This is a genomic window from Streptomyces sp. NPDC096310 (assembly GCF_044763125.1).
GTDB lineage: Bacteria > Actinomycetota > Actinomycetes > Streptomycetales > Streptomycetaceae > Streptomyces.
Map to the genome: position 1 here is coordinate 1 of NZ_JBIWFO010000003.1, position 16,500 is coordinate 16,500.

Genomic DNA, 16,500 nt, shown 5'->3' on the forward strand with positions numbered 1-16,500 from the left:
GGTTGATAGGCCAGATGTGGAAGACCGGTAACGGTTGGAGCTGACTGGTACTAATAGGCCGAGGGCTTGTCCTCAGTTGCTCGCGTCCACTGTGTTAGTTCTGAAGTAACGAACGGCCGTGTTGTCTTCCGGTTTGTTGGATATCTTCATAGTGTTTCGGTGGTCATTGCGTGAGGGAAACGCCCGGTTACATTCCGAACCCGGAAGCTAAGCCTTACAGCGCCGATGGTACTGCAGGGGGGACCCTGTGGGAGAGTAGGACGCCGCCGAACAATTATTGTGGGAATGCCCCGCACCTTTTGGTGCGGGGCATTTCTGCGTTCCAGGGCCATTACACATTCCCAGCAGAGCCTTCCCGTGTGGACGGCGCCGGCTGCTTCCCCCGGCCACACGGGACATCCTGTCCTCCTAGAGACGTCCCGCCGCTTTGAGCGCGAGATACGCGTCCGTCAGAGCGGGCGCGAGCTTCTCCGGGGCGGCGTCCACGACCGTGACGCCCTTGCTCCGCAGCAGTTCTGCCGTACGTCGTCGCTGAGCCTGCGCCTGGGCGCCGGCGGCGGCTTCGTACACCGCGTCCACTGTGCCCCGTGCCTTGCTCATCTTCTCGATATGAGGATCGGCCACCGAAGCCACGATGATGGTGTGGCGTCGGGTGAGCTGCGGCAGAACGGGGAGAAGCCCCTCCTCCACGGGCGCTGCGTCGAGGCTCGTGAGCAGCACGATGAGCGATCGGCGCGGGGCGCTCTTCAGCGTTGCCGCGCTGAGGCCGCGGGCGTCCGTTTCCACCAGCTCCGGCTCCAACGGGGCCAGTGCGTTCACCATGGTCGACAGGACATCACCTGCCGAGCGGCCCTGGACCTGGGCGCGTGTGCGCCGGTCGTAGGCGAGGAGATCGACCCGGTCGCCGGCGCGCGAGGCGAGGGCGGTCAACAGGAGCGTGGCGTCCAGGGCGGCGTCCAGACGCGGGACGTCACCCACGCGACCCGCCGACGTGCGCCCGGTGTCCAGGACGATGAGAAGGTGCCGGTCCCGCTCGGGACGCCAGGTCCGTACGGTGACAGTCGACTGGCGTGCGGTTGCCCGCCAGTCGATGGACCGGGTGTCGTCGCCGGTGACGTACTCCCTGAGGCTGTCGAACTCGGTGCCCTCGCCTCGGGTCAGCACGCTGGTGCGGCCGTCGAGTTCCCGCAGACGGGCAAGCCGGGACGGCAGGTGCTTGCGGCTCGTGAACGGCGGAAGCACCCGCACGGTCCAGGGAACGTCGTGGCTGCCCTGGCGGGAGGCCAGTCCCAGCGGCCCGAACGAGCGCACGGTCACTCGTTCCGCGTGCCGGTCGCCGCGGCGGGTGGGGAGGAGCACGGTGGTGAGCCGGCGCCGCTCGCCCGGAGGGACGGTCACCGTGTGCCGGGAACTCGACTGGTCAGTTCCTGCGAGCCAGCTACTCGGCGGCCAGGCATCGCGAAGCTGGGCGCGCAGCCGGCGGCCCGAAGGGTTGGCGACGGTCAGGTGGACTGCCGCGCTCTCGCCGAGTCGAACTGAGGTATCACCGTTTCGGGTGAATTGGAGCGTTCGCACTGGTGTCGCCAGGGCGTAGTCGCACAGAATGGCGAGTGAGAGCGGCGCATTGACGGCGAGGATCCCCGCCCAACTGGGGGCGAAGACTCCGACGGGGAGCGAGCCGAGAGCCGCGAGGAGAGCGCTCCGTCCGGTGAGGGCCACGGTTTCACCGCCTCATCGGGGTACGGGGACATGGGCGAGGATCGCGGTAATGACGGAGTCGGCAGTGACTCCCTCCATCTCTGCTTCGGGCCGGAGTTGGACGCGATGGCGCAGGGTGGGAAGGGCCAGGGCTTTCACGTCGTCGGGGATGACGTAGTCGCGGCCGGTCAGCCAGGCCCAGGCACGGGCCGTGGAGAGCAGTGCGGTGGCTCCTCGCGGGGAGACGCCCAGGGACAGCGAGGGGGATTCACGCGTGGTACGGCAGATATCGACGACATAGCCCGCGATCTCGGGTGAGACAGAGGTCTTGGCGACCGCTTCGCGCGCAGCTTGCAGGTCGGCAGGTCCGGCGACGGGCCTTACCCCCGCGGCCTGGAGATCGCGCGGATCGAACCCCTCCGCGTGACGGGTCAGCACATTGATCTCGTCGTCACGGGACGGCAGCGGCACTGTCAGTTTGAGCAGGAAGCGGTCGAGCTGGGCCTCGGGGAGGGGGTAGGTCCCCTCGTACTCCACCGGGTTCTGGGTCGCGGCGACCAGGAACGGATCGGGCAGTGGGCGTGCGACGCCGTCGACGGTGACCTGGCGTTCCTCCATGGCCTCCAGGAGGGACGACTGGGTTTTGGGCGGGGTGCGGTTGATCTCGTCGGCCAGCAGCAGATGGGTGAAGACGGGACCGGGCTGGAAGGAGAACTCCGAGGTGCGGGAGTCGTAGACGAGTGAGCCGGTGATGTCGCTCGGCATCAGGTCGGGGGTGAACTGGACGCGCTTCGTGTCGAGTTCGAGGGAGGCGGCGAGTGCCCGTACGAGCAGGGTCTTGGCGACCCCGGGGACTCCTTCGAGGAGGACGTGGCCGCGGCAGAGCAGGGCTACGACCAGCCCGGTGACGGCCGGGTCCTGGCCGACCACCGCCTTCGCTATCTCGGCGCGCAGGGATTCCAGGGCCGCGCGGGCGCTGTCCGTGTTCCCGGCGGGGCCAGGGGGCCCGGCGTTCGGTGCGGTCGGGGAACTCATGAGGTGCGTACCTCTCTTTCGAGGGCGTCGAGTTGGTCCGCCAGGCGGATGAGAGCGGCGTCGCCGGTCGGGGCCGGGCCGAAGAGAAGGGCGACGGGGTCGTGGTCCGTGTCCGGGAGGCGGGCGGAGACCGCGGGGATCAGCGAATCGAGGCTGTGCGCTTTGGTGGGAGGGACGCCGAGCAGCGGGGCGAGGCGGTCACGGGTGGCCGTGCGCAGGGCCGAGGCGGCGTGGTCCCGTGCGTTCGCCTTGCGGTAGAGGCCGGCGCGTCCTTCGGTCGACTCCGAGGCGCGGATGGCGACGGGGAGCCGTTCGGTCACGAGCGGGCCCAGCCTGCGGGCGCGCCAGACGGCCGCGAGCAGTGCGGCCAGGAAGAGCTGGAAGGCGCCCCAGAGCCAGCCGGAAGGAATGAGTTCGAGGAATGTACTGCCGGCGGTGTCCTCGCCACCGCCGGCACCGGAGGCGGAGTCGTCACTGAGTGAAGGGAGGTACCAGACGAGATGAGGCCGGGAGCCGAGGAGTTGAAGAGCCAGCGACGCGTTGCCCTGCTGGTCGAGGCGGTCGTTGTAGAGGATGTCGGCGGAGCCGAGCAGGATCGTGTCGCCGGATGCGGTGGCGGTGGTGGTGGTGGGTCTATCCGCGGAGCCGGTCCGCGCGTCCGGGATCCTGAGGAGGGTCGGTGCGCCGTCGCTCGGGTAGCAGGAGTGGGCGTCGGACTGGTCCGTCTCGTACCGCGCGCCGCCGATGTCGACGCTGCCCGCGCGGACGGCCGCGGGCAGTGGGCACCGGGGCGCGTGGGCCGAGACCGGTGCGGGGGTGAGCGCACGGACACCGGGCGCCAAGGTGTCGAGGGACGCCGGGCCCGCGCCGAGGAGGACGGTGCGGCCGCCTACGGGGGCTGTCCGGGCGCGCAGGGTGTGCTGCTGCGTGGGTGTCAGCAGGTCGGGGTCGGTGACCAGCAGGGTGGTGCCGGGCCCGGCTTCGGCGGCGGCCTCGCCCAGCGTGGTGCGGACGGTGACGGAGACGCCCTGGGCCCTGAGCAGTTCGGCGGCTGCGCGGCTGCCGAACCGGTCGGCGGAGCGCGGGTCGAGACGGCCGTACTGCTCACCGGAGCGCAGGGCGGCCAGCGCGATCCCGGCCGTCAGCAGGACGAGAAGGGCGAGGAGGATTCCGCGGCCTCGTGTCCAGACCTGACGGGCGGTCGGGGCGAGCGAGGTGGGGCTGGCGGGGGAAGTCACTCGGCTGTTCCTCCGGCCACGGTGTTCAGGTGCGGCTTGGCTCGTTCGAGGTCCGTGTCGAGTTCACGCAGCCGCAGATACGTCCGCTCGTCGGCTGAGCGGCCCCCGTACGTGACGTCGTCGAACTCCCGGGCGGCCGTGCGCAGTCGGTCGGCGTGGCCGGGGAGCGTGCGCCCCGCTTCGGACGCCGCTTCGTCGGCGGTGCGGCCGGGCCGGGGGTCGAGCAGGGCCCGTTCCTCCAGGGAGCGGACGATGGCGCGCATCCGCTCCTGGACCGCCTCCGTCCAGCGGTGGGCCGCGGCGTGTGCCTCCGCCGTGGTGCGGTGCTGTGCTGCGCTGCGGGGGCCGTCGTCGAAGAGGGTGCCCGTGGCGGCGGGCTGGCGGCCGGGGGTGCCCAGCCGCCACCACAGGGCGGCGCAGAGCGCCGCGACGATCAGGATGACCACGACGAGTCCGAGTGGGCCGCCGGGGGCGGCGCCGGACGCGGCATCGAAGAGCCGGCCGATCCATTCCCCGATCCGTGCGAGGGCGCGTTCCAGGAGGTTGGGATCGTTCTCGTGGTACATCGGCTTGGACAGTTCCCGCTCCGCCGCCTCACGGGCGGGGAGGCGGGGGGTGTCCAACGGCGGGTCGTCGCTCGCGCGTATCAGCAGCCGTGTCGTCGTTCCCCCCGCGATGGACACCGCATCAACCCCCGGAGGGGTCGCGGCCCGGCTGTTCGGTGCCGTAGCCCGGTACGCCGGCGGCGCGCGCGAGTTCGAGGTCGAGGGCCTCGCGCCGGATGCGCTGGTCCACGTAGAGCAGGACGGTGACCCCGGCGGAGATCGGGTACGTGATCGTGGAGGCGATCACGGCACCGATGCCGGTGACGATGAGGAAGGGCCAGCCGGTGAGGCCCTCGCCGCCCACCGCCGTGGCGATGACCGCGAACGGGATGGCGATGAGCAGCGAGAGCACCATGGACAGCAGCAGGGTGAGCGCCAGGATGCCGAAGGTGCGCCACCAAGCGCCGGACACGAGCTTGGCGGAGCGGCGCATCGAGGCGATGACTCCCTGGCGTTCCAGCATGAGCGCGGGGGAGGTGAGGCTGAAGCGGACCATCAGCCAGATGACGACGACGAAGGCCGCCACCGCGCCGAGCAGGGAGAGAGCGACTCCGGCCGTGGAGCCGATCAGCAGGCCGGGCAGCATGCCCACGGTCAGTACGGCGGCGCTCATCAACGGCAGCAGCAGGGTGAAACCGAGCAGCTTGAGAAGACGGGGCCGGGCCTCGCCCCAGGCGTCCGCGAGGGTGACGGGGCGGCCCAGCACCGAACGGCTGATCACGACGGTGAGTATCGCGGTGGTGAAGAGCGTGCAGATCACCAGGATGGCGAGCGAAGGGGCGTCCGCGACGAGTTGCGACTGCGCCGACTCGGTGGCCTGGTTGAGGAGTTCGGAGGGGGGCGTGTTCGGGTCGAGCACGACGGGCTCGGGCAGCAGATAACGTCGCAGGAGCATGTCGCCGATCTGGGAGACCACGGAGACGGCGAGGCTGACACTCAGCACCGTGCGCCAGTGGCGGCGCAGCGTCGACACGGCGCCGTCCAGGATCTCGCCGACGCTCAGCGGGCGGAGCGGGATGACGCCCGGCTTGGCGGCCGGCGGCCTGCCCCAGCCGGATCCGCCGCCCGGGGGCGGGCCGCCCCAGCCCTGCGCGGGTCTGGGAGCGGTGGGGCCGGCGCCGGGCGCGCTCGGCGGGGACCACTGCCCGGCGGGTGGCTGGGCCGTGGACCACTTCGAGGAGGAGCCGGTCTTGTCGTCGGCGGGCTCTGCGGGCCGGGGCACAGTGGTGTCCTGGCCGTCGGACGGGGCGGATCCGGGCGAGGCCCAGCCCGGAGTGTCGTTCACGGTCGTCCACCTCGTGGATTGGTTGAGAGGCCGGCTCGGCGAGCCGACGCTTCGACGGTGCCCGTCCGCGGAGCGGGGCGGCGGGCCAGGTCGCGTCCGGTGGAGCTTCGCGGCCCGGACTCCGTCCGCCGCACCGGTGACGGGAGCCGCCGCCGGTGGCGTGCGCCGCGAGGGGGCGGGCCGGTGTCGTCGATGGACCGGAGGTACAGGGACGACACCGTCACCCCTGCGGGATGCGGTGCGGGGCGTCGCGGGCCTGTGAAGATCCGCTGGACACGACCTGGCAGCCATCGTGCCACGCGTCGCGCCGGGGTGGGCCGGGGGCTGTATCTCCTTATCGCCTCTGTTCTCGCCTTCATTGTCCGTGTCGCAGCGGGCAGACTGAAGGGATGGCTGATCAGTACGCACACACCTCGGTCGGCGCGGAGCCGCCGATGCTCCCCTCCCTCCGTTGGGACGAGCCGCCCGAAGGGCCCGTACTGGTCCTCCTCGACCAGACGCGACTTCCGGCCGAGGAGGCGGAGCTGGTCTGTACGGATGTGCCCGCGCTGGTGGTGGCGATCAGGACGCTGGCGGTCCGGGGTGCGCCGTTGCTGGGGATCGCGGGCGCCTACGGGGTGGCGCTGGCCGCGGCGCGGGGCTATGACGTCGAGGACGCGGCGGAGCAGTTGGCGGAGGCGCGGCCCACCGCCGTGAACCTGGGATACGGAGTGCGCCGGGCCCGGGACGCGTACCGGGCGGCGGCCGGGCAGGGGGCGGATCCGAAGGACGCGGCGGCTGCCGCGCTCACCGAGGCGAAGCGGCTGCACCGGGAAGATGCCCGGGCCAGCGCGGAGATGGCGGCGTTCGGCCTCGCGTTCCTCGATGAGCTGGTGTCCGGGGGCGGTCACCGGATCCTGACCCACTGCAACACCGGGGCGCTCGTCTCGGGCGGGGAGGGAACCGCGTTCGCGGTGGTCAGGGCGGCACACCGCGCCGGGCGGTTGCGGCGCCTGTGGGTGGACGAGACCCGTCCGCTGCTCCAGGGTGCCCGGCTGACGGCGTACGAGGCGGCGCGCAGCGGTATGGCGTACACGCTGCTGACGGACAACGCGGCGGGTTCGCTCTTCGCGGCGGGGGAGGTGGACGCCGTCCTGATCGGGGCGGACCGGATCGCTGCCGACGGGTCGGTGGCGAACAAGGTGGGGAGCTATCCGCTCGCCGTGCTTGCCAAGTACCACCATGTGCCGTTCGTCGTGGTCGCCCCCACCACGACGATCGACCTCGACACCCCGGACGGGGCGTCGATAGAGGTGGAGCAACGACCGGGTCAGGAGGTGACGGAGCTCACAGCGCCGCAGGTCGCGGTGGCGGCGCCCGGAGGCGGGATGCCGGTGGCGCCCCTGGGGACGCAGGCGTACAACCCTGCTTTCGATGTAACCCCTCCGGAACTGGTGACGGCGATCGTCACCGAACGCGGTGTGGTCTCCCCAGTGACCGGGGGCGGTGTGGCGGAGCTGTGTGCCGGGGCGCGCCGGGCGGGGAGGGGCTGAACCGGCGGCCTTCCCGCAGGTGTTCGCGGTCCTGTCGGTCCGGTCGGGCCGTCCGGGACCGCCGTCCGCTCCACTACGGTGTGGGGCGACGGGAGGCGGGATGCGGGTGGAGATGCCGTGGCGGTCGGCCAGGGCTCGGATCCACCGCAGCGGGTTTGACATCAGTGCTTGACATCAACGTCGACGGACAGCGACGGTCACACACGGCCATCGGCGCACGTCGTCGCCGGTCAGTGAGACAGATCACGCGTGTCTACGCAACGGAAATGAAAATGGGATGATGTCGATATGAAGGGACGCGTCCTTGTCGTCGATGACGACACCGCACTGGCCGAGATGCTCGGGATTGTGCTGCGTGGTGAAGGTTTCGAGCCGTCGTTCGTAGCGGACGGTGACAAGGCACTCGCGGCCTTCCGGGAGGCCAAGCCGGATCTGGTGCTGCTGGACCTCATGCTGCCCGGACGGGACGGCATCGAGGTGTGCCGTCTGATCAGGGCCGAGTCCGGGGTGCCCATCGTCATGCTCACGGCCAAGAGCGACACGGTCGATGTGGTGGTGGGGCTGGAGTCGGGGGCCGACGACTACATCGTCAAGCCGTTCAAGCCCAAGGAGCTGGTGGCCCGGATCAGGGCGCGGCTGCGCAGGTCGGAGGAGCCGGCGCCGGAGCAGTTGACCATAGGTGACCTGGTCATCGATGTGGCCGGTCACTCCGTGAAGCGGGACGGGCAGTCGATCGCCCTGACGCCGCTGGAGTTCGATCTGCTGGTCGCGCTGGCCCGTAAGCCGTGGCAGGTGTTCACCCGGGAGGTGCTTCTTGAGCAGGTGTGGGGCTACCGGCACGCCGCAGACACCCGGCTGGTCAATGTGCATGTCCAGCGGCTGCGTTCCAAGGTCGAGCAGGACCCCGAACGCCCGGAGATCGTGGTGACCGTCCGTGGTGTCGGTTACAAGGCAGGACCGAGCTGACATGTCCGGCGGCAGTGCTGCTCCGAAGCCCGGTGAGCCGGGAGTCCGTGCGGGGCGGGCTGCCGGGCCCGGGCGTGCCTTCTCGGGGGTGAGCCGGCTGTTCCAGAGCGGCCGGCTTCTCCAGGACGGTTCACCGGGCGGTCCTGTGCTGCGGCTGCTGGTGCGGTGGGTGCGGCGTCCGCTGCTGCCCGCCGTGCGGCTGTGGCGGCGCAACATCCAACTCCGGGTCGTCGCGGCGACGCTGCTGATGTCCCTGGGCGTGGTGCTGCTGCTCGGGTTCGTGGTCATCGGGCAGGTGCGCAACGGGCTGCTCGAAGCCAAGGAGAAGGCCGCGCAGAGCCAGGCGGCCGGCGGTTTCACCGTGGCCAAGGAGAAGGCCGACTCCCCGGCGGCGCTCGGCGGCCGGGACGGCGACGGGGCGAGCGGACGGTCGGGGAGGAACTCCGTCAACTGGCGGTCCGACCTGGTCGAACAGCTCGCCAGCGGTGGCCCCGGGGCCTTCAACGTGGTCGCGCTGAGCCCCGACGGGCAGGACGCGGCGTCCACCAGCCGGGCGCCGCGCGTCTCGGGCGGGGTCGACTTCTCCAGTGTCCCCGTCGATCTGCGGACCTCGGTCGCGCAGGGCAGCGGGGCGTACCAGCGCTATGCGGAGATCCGGTACACCCGGGCCACCGAGGACCGGGATCCGGAGCCGGGCCTGATCGTCGGCAAGCGGCTGAACGACGCCAACGGCAACGCGTACGAGCTGTACTACCTCTTTCCGCTGACGCAGGAGGGGCAGTCGCTCAACCTGGTCAAGGGCACGCTCGCCACGGCCGGGCTCTTCGTGGTCGTCCTGCTGGGGGCGATCGCCTGGCTGGTGGTGCGGCAGGTCGTGACGCCCGTACGGATGGCGGCGGGGATCGCGGAGCGGCTGTCCACCGGCCGTCTCCAGGAACGTATGAAGGTCACCGGCGAGGACGACATCGCCCGGCTCGGTGAAGCCTTCAACAAGATGGCGCAGAACCTCCAGCTCAAGATCCAGCAGCTGGAGGAACTCTCCCGGATGCAGCGGCGCTTCGTCTCGGACGTCTCGCACGAGCTGCGGACCCCGCTGACGACCGTACGGATGGCCGCCGACGTCATCCATGAGGCGCGCGCCGACTTCGATCCGGTGACGGCGCGCTCCGCCGAACTGCTCGGCGACCAGCTCGACCGTTTCGAGTCGCTGCTCTCGGACCTGCTGGAGATCAGCCGCTTCGACGCGGGCGCGGCGGCCCTGGAGGCCGAGCCGATAGATCTGCGCGAGGTCGTGCGCCGGGTGATCGGCGGCGCCGAACCGCTGGCCGAGCGCAAGGGCAGCCGGATCCGGGTGCTCGGTGACGAGCAGCCCGTGGTCGCCGAGGCCGACGCCCGGCGCGTGGAGCGGGTGCTGCGCAATCTGGTCGTCAACGCCGTCGAGCACGGCGAGGGCCGGGACGTCGTCGTACGGCTCGGTGTGGCGGGCGGGGCCGTCGCCGTCGCCGTACGGGACTACGGGGTGGGGCTGAAGCCGGGCGAGGCGACCCGGGTGTTCAACCGTTTCTGGCGGGCCGACCCGGCCCGCGCCCGGACGACCGGCGGCACCGGGCTCGGGCTGTCGATCGCCGTCGAGGACGCGCGGCTGCACGGCGGCTGGCTCCAGGCGTGGGGGGAGCCCGGCGGGGGCTCCCAGTTCCGGCTGACGCTGCCGCGTACGGCCGACGAGGCGCTGCGCGGCTCCCCCATACCGCTGGAGCCGGAGGACTCCCGGCGTAACCGGGAGAGCGCCGGGGCCGAGGTTCTGAAGGAGAGCGCGCACCGGCTGGCGAGCGTGCCGGAGCAGCCGCGCGTGGACCGTTCCCCGCTCCAGGCGGCAGCGGGGCCGCCCGCGCTGCCCCGTGCGGCCGCCGCCGCGGTGGATCCCGCGGCGCTGCCGGGCAGTGGCGCCCGGGTGGTGTCCCGGCCCGCCGAGGGCCGGGCCCCCGAGAGGGATATCCAGGACTCCGCACCGTCGGACCCGAAGCGGGAGGACACGATACGTGGGCGCTGACCGCCGTTGGTTCGGAAGGGCGGTGAGGACGCCGGTCGTACTGGGGGTGCTCGCCCTGCTGCTGGCCGGGTGCGCGTCGATCCCGGACAGCGGGGACGTGGAGCCGGTCAAGGCGTCCCCGGCCGGTGAGTCCCAGGTGCGGGTGTACGCCGTACCGCCGCGCGAGAAGGCGGGCCCCGCCGAGATCGTCGACGGCTTCCTTGAGGCCATGACCAGCGACGATCCCGACTTCGCGATGGCCAGGAAGTATCTGACGCCGGAAGCGTCGCGCTACTGGCAGCCGGGCGCCGGTACGACGGTGCTGCGCGCCGCGCCGGACCCCGCGGTCCCCAAGGAGGCGTCGGGTTCGGACGGCGGTGGGTTGACGTATCCGCTGTACGGCGACCGGATCGCCGACGTGGACTCCTCGCACGCCTATCAGCCGCTCGGTCCCACGGCGTACAACGGCAGCATCCATCTGGTGCGGCAGAACGTCGGGGGAGCCAAGGAGTGGCGGATCGACGATCTGCCGCAGGGGCTGGTGCTGGGCGAGTCGGACTTCCAGCGCAACTACCGGTCCGTGAACAAGTACTACTTCGCCTCCGGGGAGAACTGGCTGGTGGCCGACCCGGTCTACATCCGGCAGCGCATAGACCCCACGACCCGGATGGATCCGGTCACGCAGGCCGTCCGGGTGCTGCTCGACGGGCCGACGAACTGGCTGAAACCGGTGGTCGACTCCCCGTTCCCGCGCGGCACCGCGCTGGAGAAGGGCACCACATCGCTGGAGTTCGACGACCGGAACGCGCTGAAGGTGCCGCTCAACGAGAAGGCCGCCAAGGCGGGGCGCACGCAGTGCCGGAAGATGGCCGCGCAGCTGCTGTTCACCCTGCGGGACCTCACCGCGACCCCCGTGGGGCAGGTCGAGCTGCTGGCCGACGGATCCTCGCTCTGTGTGCTCAGCGGCGACCAGGCCGAGGAGTTCGCACCGGACCGCACCACCGGCCGGCCCGACAACCCGTACTACGTGGACGATCGGGGGCGGCTCTCGCTGCTCCAGGCCGGCGGCGGGGAGAACGTCGAGCGTTCGCAGGTCATCGGGCCGCTGGGCAAGGGCGATCTGAAGCTGGGCTGGGTCGGGGTGGCGCGCGACGAGAAGCACGCGGCGGGTGTCACGAAGGACGCCAAGTCGCTGTACGTGTCGTCGATCGTCGCGGACAGCGAGCCGGGTGAGCCGCTGGTGACCAGCAAGGGGCCGGACGAGAAGAGACGGCTGTCGGCGCCGAGTTGGGACGGGCGCGGCGATCTGTGGGTCGCCGACCGGGACCCGGCGCATCCGCGTCTGCTGCGGTTCGCGGACGGTGCGGGCGAGCCGCGCACGGTCACGGTCGACGGGCTGGACGGCGCGAGCGTCGAGGGGCTGCGGGTGTCGGCGGACGGGGTGCGGATCGCGCTGCTGCTGGCGAAGGACGGCAGGACCACGCTCCAGATCGGGCGGGTGGAGCGGCAGGGTTCCGGGGCCGATCAGGTGGTGGCTGTGGTGGAACTCCAGTCGGCGGCTCCGCAACTGGAGACCGTCACGGCGGTCTCCTGGGCCGGTCCGAGCAGGCTCGTGGTGGTCGGCAAGGAGCAGGGCGGCGTGCAGCAGGTCCGCTACATGCAGACCGACGGGTCGACCTCGGCGTCGAGCGTGCTGCCGGGGCTGAACCAGGTGACGGCGATCGCCGCGGCTGACGACGACCAGCAGCCCGTGGTGGCGGACTCCGAGGACGCCGGCATCGTACGGCTGCCGACGGGCGCGAACTGGCAGACGATGGTCGAAGTGGGCTCGTCGCCCGTCTACCCGGGCTGACGCCGGACGGCCGCACTTCCGGCCGTCGGCGTCCGCTGTGCGGTTCCGTACGCGGGGCTGGAAATGGCCGGTCGCCACCGGCTGCCGGTGGGGGGAAACGGCTGGTTACGGGCTTTGCCCGACCGAGTTGTCCACAGGGGTGGCCGGGTGCCTCCGAGGTTGGCACAGTGTGTCCCATGCGGGCGTGGTGGCGGGAGATCACCGGCCTGGTGCTGCCGGTCGCCTGTGGCGGATGCGGGAGCCCCAGGACACCTTTGTGTGAGGCGTGCGGCCGGGCGCTGTACGGGACATGGCCGTGCCGGGTGCGGCCGGTGCCGGAGCCGCCGGGGCTGCCGTCCGTCCATGCGGCGGCGCCGTACGAGGACGCCGTACGGGCCGTTCTGCTGGCGCACAAGGAGCGTGGGGCCCTGGGCCTCGCCGCGCCGCTGGGACGCGCTCTGGCGGGTGCTGTACGGGCCGCCGCGCCGCCCGGTACGGGGGTGGGGCCGCTGCTGCTCGTGCCGGTGCCGTCCACGCTGCGCGCGGTCGGGGCGCGGGGGCACGACGCGGGCCGCAGGCTGGCGCTGGCCGCCGCCGGGGAGCTGCGGCGCACGGGGCGCGAGTGCCGGGTCCTGCCGCTGCTGCGGCAGCGCCGCCCGGTGGCCGATCAGGCCGCACTCGGTGCCCGGCAGAGACAGCTGAATCTCTCGGGGGCATTGGAGGTCGCGATCGGGGGTACCCGGCTGCTGGAAGGCGGCCGGGTGGTGCTGGTGGACGATCTCATGACGACCGGTGCGTCGCTCGCCGAAGGAGCGAGGGCACTGCGTGCCGCCATGGGGTCCGGCATTCCCGGATCAGTACAGGTGAGTGCTGCCGTCGTCGCCGCTCCGCCGCTGTCTTTCGAAATAAATCGGAACTGATCGGCACCGTGCATCGTTGCAGGTGAACAGGGCAGGAAAAGAGCTGAACAGAGGTACGTGCCGGTAGCGGGTGCCGACACCTGTCCGGGGGGTCTATGTTCGGTTATGAGGAATGGTGCGAGCCGCGACTCATTGAATGCACTGGTGTGCTCCGGCGCTTTTCAGATCCCCGGAAAATTTGGGGAGTGGGGATCTCGTCGCTGGGGGAGGAGGAGGTGAAAGTCACCAAGTCCGAGGCTCCGGTGACTATCGGGGCCTGGTGCAACAAGGAGTGACTCCGCAGCGAGGCGGAGTGATCCGGGAACGGAGTTCTGCGTGGACATCGTCGTCAAGGGCCGCAAGACAGAGGTGCCCGAGCGGTTCCGCAAGCACGTGGCGGAGAAGCTGAAGCTGGAGAAGATCCAGAAGCTCGACACCAAGGTGATCAGCCTCGATGTCGAGGTGTCCAAGGAGCCCAATCCGCGACAGGCCGACCGCAGTGACCGGGTGGAGATCACCCTTCACTCGAGGGGCCCCGTGATCCGGGCCGAGGCGGCTGCCGCCGATCCGTACGCGGCGCTCGACCTGGCCACCGGCAAGCTGGAGGCGCGGCTGCGCAAGGAGCACGACAAGCGCCACAACCGGCGGGGCAACGGCAGGTTGTCCGCGGCCGAGGTCGTCGATGTCGTCCCTGGCGTGGCCCAGTTGAACGCGAACGGCGAGACCGCGGCGCAGGAGGCCCGCGAGGGCGTACCCACCACCATGATCGGCACACTTGAGGTGCAGGGCGAAGGCCCTCTGGTGGTCCGGGAGAAGACCCATGTCGCCGCACCGATGACGCTCGACCAGGCGCTCTACGAGATGGAGCTGGTCGGTCACGACTTCTATCTCTTTGTCGATTCCGACACCAAGGAGCCCAGCGTCGTCTACCGGCGCCACGCCTACGACTACGGCGTCATCCATCTCAGGACGGACCCGCTGGCCGGTTCGGAGCCGGACGGCGCGGGCGGCGCTCTCGGCGGCTGAGAGCGGCCGGAACGGCTGACACACCGGCCGGACCGCCGGAATCCAGCCGGAAAAGAGGCCGGAATCCCACGCCCGTCGGTGTCCCCGAGCGCTCGTAGAGCCCCTGGGGGCACCACGGTGCGTCCTGAGGACGACCCCCCGGCCGCCCGGGCATGAAATCATGGAGTCGCAAGCCAACAAGTGGTCTGCGAACTGCGGTTGGCCGGCTCCATGAATGCGGGCCCCGGCCTTCAGGGGGAGGAACGATGGCGGACAGCTTCGGACCGGTGCATCACGCCGGTGGGGCGGGGGGCGCGGTCGGCGGCGCCGGGGCCGGGTCCGACACGGAGGCGGAGCGGGGCGGCTCGCGCCCGGAGCCGATCCGGGTCCTCGTCGTGGACGACCACGCGCTCTTCCGCCGCGGGCTGGAGATCGTGCTCGCGCAGGAGGAGGACATCCAGGTCGTCGGGGAGGCGGGCGACGGGGCCGAGGCCGTCGACAAGGCCGCGGACCTGCTGCCGGACATCGTGCTGATGGATGTCAGGATGCCCAAGCGGGGCGGTATCGAGGCGTGCACCTCCATCAAGGAAGTGGCACCCAGCGCCAAGATCATCATGCTGACGATCAGCGACGAGGAGGCCGACCTCTACGACGCGATCAAGGCGGGCGCCACCGGCTATCTCCTCAAGGAGATCTCCACCGACGAGGTCGCCACGGCGATCCGCGCCGTGGCCGACGGCCAGTCGCAGATCAGCCCGTCCATGGCGTCCAAGCTGCTCACCGAGTTCAAGTCGATGATCCAGCGCACCGACGAGCGCAGGCTCGTGCCCGCGCCGCGGCTGACCGAGCGCGAGCTGGAGGTCCTGAAGCTGGTGGCCACGGGTATGAACAACCGGGACATCGCCAAGGAACTGTTCATCTCCGAGAACACCGTGAAGAACCATGTCCGCAACATCCTGGAGAAGCTCCAGCTCCACTCCCGGATGGAGGCCGTGGTCTACGCGATGCGCGAGAAGATCCTCGAAATCCGCTGACCCAGGGCCGCCCCCGGACCGGGCTCCGCCCCCGGACCGGGCTCCGCCCCCGGGCCCGGCTCCGTCATCCGGACCGTGCCCGCGCGCGGGCACGCGCCCGCCGCGCCGTCTGCCGCCCGCGCTTCCGCCTCACCCCGCCGCGGTGAGCGCCCCGGCCAGCGGAGCGCGCAGCTCCGGCGGGTCGACGCGCTCCACCCGTACGTCCGAGCAGCCGACCCACTCCGCGGCCTCCCGCAGCGCCGACGCCATCGGGGACACGGCCTTCGGCGTGTCCAGGGACACATGCTTGGCCACCAGCGTCTTCCCCTCGCGCGCCGGGTCGACCCGGCCCAGCAGCCGGCCGCCGGAGAGCAGCGGCATCGCGAAGTAGCCGTACACCCGCTTCTGCTTGGGGACGTACGCCTCAAGCCGGTGGGTGAAGCCGAAGATCCGCTCGGTGCGGGCGCGCTCCCAGATGAGGGAGTCGAACGGAGACAGCAGCGTCGTACGGTGCCGGCCCCGCGGGGCGGTCGCCAGCGCCGCCGGGTCCGCCCACGCGGGCTTCGCCCAGCCCTCGACGCTCACCGGCACCAGCCCCGAGTCCGCGATCACCGCGTCGACCTGCTCGGCCTTGAGCCGGTGGTAGTCCGCGATGTCGGCGCGCGTCCCCACCCCGAGCGACCGGCCTGCGAGCGCCACCAGGCGGCGCAGGCACTCCGTGTCGTCCAGCTCGTCGTGGAGGAGAGCGCCGGGGACGGCGCGCTCCGCGAGGTCGTACACCCGCTTCCAGCTCCGCCGCCCGGTGCACACGACCTCGCCGTACATCAGCGCGCGCTCGACGGCCACCTTCGCCTCGGACCAGTCCCACCACGGCCCGCCGTTCTTGGCGCCGCCGAGCTCCGTGGCGGTCAGCGGGCCTTCCACGCACAACTGCTTGATCACCGCGTCGTACGCCCCGTCCGCCAGCTCGTGGTACCAGTGCGGGCGGGCGCGGTAGGCGCGGCGGCGGAAGGCGAAGTGCGGCCACTCCTCGACGGGCAGCACGCACGCCGCGTGGGACCAGTACTCGAAGGCGTGCGGCTCGGGCGGCGACGCGCCGTCGGCCGGTGGCGTCCAGTAGGCGTCCTCGACCGTCCTGCGGCCCACCGCGCCCAGCCGCGCGTACGGGATCAGCTCGTGCGACCGGGCGAGCACCGAGATCGTGTCGAGCTGGACGGCGCCGAGATGGCGCAGCACGCCCCGCACCCCGCCGCGCCGGTCCGGGGCGCCGAGGAACCCCTGGGCGCGCAGCGCGATACGGCGGGCTTCGTCGGCGGACAGCTCGGCGGTGGCGGGCGGCGCAGTCGTCATGGTCCGCACGATAG

General features: G+C 71.4%; 13 protein-coding genes and 2 rRNA genes. 9 read left to right on the top strand and 6 right to left on the bottom strand.

Annotated elements, in window-relative coordinates; translation table 11 throughout:
- Nucleotides 1-74: ribosomal RNA gene (locus tag ACIQ7D_RS08320) — 23S ribosomal RNA — on the top strand; the annotation flags it as partial.
- A gap of 81 nt (nucleotides 75-155) precedes the next feature.
- Nucleotides 156-272 (top strand): 5S ribosomal RNA (rrf, locus tag ACIQ7D_RS08325).
- Between the two features lie 136 nt (nucleotides 273-408).
- On the opposite strand, the gene ACIQ7D_RS08330 is transcribed toward rrf, so the two are convergent.
- From ACIQ7D_RS08330 to ACIQ7D_RS08350, 5 genes are read right to left on the bottom strand one after another with little or no spacing between them, the layout of a single operon-like run.
- Complete coding sequence (locus ACIQ7D_RS08330) at nucleotides 409-1,719, bottom strand: DUF58 domain-containing protein (RefSeq protein WP_403935128.1); 1,311 nt, start codon at nucleotides 1,717-1,719, stop codon at nucleotides 409-411.
- A 12-nt stretch (nucleotides 1,720-1,731) separates the two neighbouring features.
- Nucleotides 1,732-2,733 (bottom strand): AAA family ATPase, encoded by a 1,002-nt coding sequence (locus ACIQ7D_RS08335; protein ID WP_403935131.1) that lies wholly within the window; start codon nucleotides 2,731-2,733, stop codon nucleotides 1,732-1,734.
- Nucleotides 2,730-3,971, bottom strand: a complete 1,242-nt coding sequence (locus tag ACIQ7D_RS08340) for a DUF4350 domain-containing protein (protein WP_403935134.1) — start codon at nucleotides 3,969-3,971, stop codon at nucleotides 2,730-2,732. Before ACIQ7D_RS08340 ends, ACIQ7D_RS08335 begins: the two co-directional genes overlap by 4 nt.
- Complete coding sequence (locus ACIQ7D_RS08345) at nucleotides 3,968-4,654, bottom strand: DUF4129 domain-containing protein (RefSeq protein WP_403935136.1); 687 nt, start codon at nucleotides 4,652-4,654, stop codon at nucleotides 3,968-3,970. Before ACIQ7D_RS08345 ends, ACIQ7D_RS08340 begins: the two co-directional genes overlap by 4 nt.
- Before the next feature lie 4 nt (nucleotides 4,655-4,658).
- Nucleotides 4,659-5,861 (bottom strand): hypothetical protein, encoded by a 1,203-nt coding sequence (locus ACIQ7D_RS08350; RefSeq protein WP_403935138.1) that lies wholly within the window; start codon nucleotides 5,859-5,861, stop codon nucleotides 4,659-4,661.
- A gap of 389 nt (nucleotides 5,862-6,250) precedes the next feature.
- On the opposite strand from ACIQ7D_RS08350, the gene mtnA reads away from it, so the two are divergent.
- The 7 genes from mtnA (at nucleotide 6,251) to ACIQ7D_RS08385 (ending at nucleotide 15,157) form a co-directional block, all read left to right on the top strand.
- A complete protein-coding gene (gene mtnA / locus ACIQ7D_RS08355; protein WP_403935140.1) occupies nucleotides 6,251-7,393 on the top strand; it encodes an S-methyl-5-thioribose-1-phosphate isomerase in 1,143 nt (380 codons plus the stop codon).
- Nucleotides 7,394-7,681: 288 nt separating this feature from the next.
- A complete protein-coding gene (mtrA, locus tag ACIQ7D_RS08360; protein ID WP_329826349.1) occupies nucleotides 7,682-8,359 on the top strand; it encodes a two-component system response regulator MtrA in 678 nt (225 codons plus the stop codon).
- A gap of 1 nt (nucleotide 8,360) precedes the next feature.
- Nucleotides 8,361-10,409, top strand: a complete 2,049-nt coding sequence (gene mtrB / locus ACIQ7D_RS08365; protein ID WP_403935144.1) for an MtrAB system histidine kinase MtrB — start codon at nucleotides 8,361-8,363, stop codon at nucleotides 10,407-10,409.
- Nucleotides 10,410-10,431: 22 nt separating this feature from the next.
- Nucleotides 10,432-12,240: an LpqB family beta-propeller domain-containing protein gene (locus ACIQ7D_RS08370; protein WP_403935146.1), complete on the top strand. Its 1,809-nt coding sequence runs from the start codon at nucleotides 10,432-10,434 to the stop codon at nucleotides 12,238-12,240.
- Nucleotides 12,241-12,416: 176 nt separating this feature from the next.
- Entirely contained in the window at nucleotides 12,417-13,139 is a 723-nt protein-coding gene (locus ACIQ7D_RS08375) for a ComF family protein (protein WP_403935149.1), read from the top strand.
- A 315-nt stretch (nucleotides 13,140-13,454) separates the two neighbouring features.
- The gene (hpf, locus tag ACIQ7D_RS08380) at nucleotides 13,455-14,144 is read left to right on the top strand and encodes a ribosome hibernation-promoting factor, HPF/YfiA family (RefSeq protein ID WP_403935152.1); all 690 of its coding nucleotides are present in this window, start codon (nucleotides 13,455-13,457) and stop codon (nucleotides 14,142-14,144) included.
- Nucleotides 14,145-14,389: 245 nt separating this feature from the next.
- A complete protein-coding gene (locus ACIQ7D_RS08385; RefSeq protein ID WP_403935155.1) occupies nucleotides 14,390-15,157 on the top strand; it encodes a response regulator in 768 nt (255 codons plus the stop codon).
- A gap of 129 nt (nucleotides 15,158-15,286) precedes the next feature.
- Here ACIQ7D_RS08385 and ACIQ7D_RS08390 read toward each other — a convergent pair whose 3' ends face one another.
- Complete coding sequence (locus ACIQ7D_RS08390; protein ID WP_403935158.1) at nucleotides 15,287-16,486, bottom strand: winged helix-turn-helix domain-containing protein; 1,200 nt, start codon at nucleotides 16,484-16,486, stop codon at nucleotides 15,287-15,289.
- Between the last annotated feature and the right edge of the window lie 14 nt (nucleotides 16,487-16,500).